Origin of the sequence: Streptomyces sp. NPDC127092, from assembly GCF_042722475.1 — a bacterium.
GTDB lineage: Bacteria > Actinomycetota > Actinomycetes > Streptomycetales > Streptomycetaceae > Streptomyces.
Genome location: NZ_JBHXFE010000182.1, coordinates 1 through 1,707, shown reverse-complemented (window position 1 = coordinate 1,707; position 1,707 = coordinate 1). Strand labels below are relative to the sequence as shown.

Sequence of the window (1,707 nt, the reverse complement as noted above, 5' to 3'; positions counted from 1 at the left end):
CCCTGGTCTCGGTGCAGAGCGTGGTGGTGGACCCTGCCGATCGGCTGTGGATCCTGGACACCGGAAGCCCGCTATTCAAGCCCACGACCTACGGCGGGCCCAAGCTCGTCTGCGTCGACCTGACCAGCGACACAGTGGTCAAGACCATCCTGTTCCCCCAGGATGTCGCGTTGCCCACCAGCTACCTCAACGACGTGCGCTTCGACCTGCGCCGCGGAGCCGAGGGCGTCGCCTACCTCACCGACTCCTCCGACCAGGGACCCAACGCGCTGGTGGTGGTGGACCTGGCCACCGGTCAGAGCTGGCGGCGGCTGCACGAGCACCCCTCCACGAAGGCCGAGCCGCTCACAGACTTCATGCCGGTTGTCGAGGGCCGCCCGATGGTCGCCCGCCAGGAGGACGGGACCGTGGCGCCGGCGATCGCGATGGGCGCGGACGGAATCGCCATCGGCGCCGACGGCGCCCGCCTCTACTACTGCCCGCTGGCATCCCGGCGGCTCTACAGTGTGGCTACCGACGCGCTGGTGGACCGAGCCCTGGATGAGGCGGCGGTGGCCGCGACCGTGCGTGATGAAGGCGACAAGGGCGGGGCCGGCGACGGCCTGGAGTCCGACGCACAGGGCAACGTGTATGCGACGAACTACGAGCACAACGCGGTGCTGCGGCGTCGGGTCGACACCGTCGGGGCGTGGGAGACCGTGGTCAGCGACCCTCGGTTGCTGTGGCCGGACACGCTCTCGGTCGCGGCCGACGGCTACCTCTACATCACCGCGAACCAGCTCCACCGCCAGGCCGACTACCGGCAGGGGCAGGATGAACGGGTCAAGCCCTACACCCTCTTCCGCACCCGCATCGACGCCCGACCCGTCCTGCTGCGCTGACCACAGCGGGACGGAACTGGATGCAGCCATGCACAAGTGAAGCGCCCTGTCTTTGACACGTCGAGTTCTCCTCCTGCGGGGATGTTCTTTTACCGCCGGGCCAGTCAGGGACAGCAGCACATGTTCCACGCCTGCTGGCCCTGACTGGCATTACGGCATGGGCCTGGACTGCGCTCAGCCCAGGGAGGCGAGCAACTCGGCGCAGGCCCGCTCGCAGCGCCGGCAAGCCTCAGCGCAGATCTTGCAGTGCTCGTGCATTTCAGCGTGGGAGGCGCACTCGTCCCCGCACGTCTTGCAGGCGGTCCGGCAGGCCTCCAGCAGGGCACGAGTGGTCTCGACGTTGTTGCCGGTCTGCCTGGACAGCACCGCCCCGGTGGTGGCGCAGATGTCGGCGCAATCCAAATTGAACCGGATGCACTGCCTCAGTTCTGCGACCATGTCCTCGGCCAGGCACGCGTCCGCGCAGGCCGTACAGGTCTGAGCGCACTCGAAACAGGCCTCGATGCACTCGGCCAGCTTCTGCCGGTCGATGTCCCCCAAGTCTTTCGGGTAGGTCTCCAGCATCGAGCTCACGTGATGGGTCATGGCTTACTCCTTCATCGGTGCGGTTCGGAAAACGAACCGGCTGGAACCGGCCCGCCATGCAACCGACCATAGACCCCCCGCCCGGCCCGGAAAAGGGGCTCAACTTTGAAGATTCCGTGAAGATCCCAGCCGGCCACGGGTTCCGCCCGAGCCGTTCGAGCGGGCGGCTAGGCCCGAAATGACGGCCTTTCCGGGCCCGGCTCAACCCTGAATCGGCTCGGAACTTGGCACTCCGGCAAGT

General features: G+C 67.4%; 2 protein-coding genes. One reads left to right on the top strand and one right to left on the bottom strand.

The annotated features are described in order from the left end of the window. Positions 1-881: L-dopachrome tautomerase-related protein (locus tag ACFWJO_RS38615; RefSeq protein ID WP_386872872.1), on the top strand; the 881-nt coding region annotated here is incomplete at its 5' end. A 174-nt stretch (positions 882-1,055) separates the two neighbouring features. On the opposite strand, the gene ACFWJO_RS38610 is transcribed toward ACFWJO_RS38615, so the two are convergent. Beyond that, positions 1,056-1,466: a four-helix bundle copper-binding protein gene (locus tag ACFWJO_RS38610; protein ID WP_002855901.1), complete on the bottom strand. Its 411-nt coding sequence runs from the start codon at positions 1,464-1,466 to the stop codon at positions 1,056-1,058. Between the last annotated feature and the right edge of the window lie 241 nt (positions 1,467-1,707).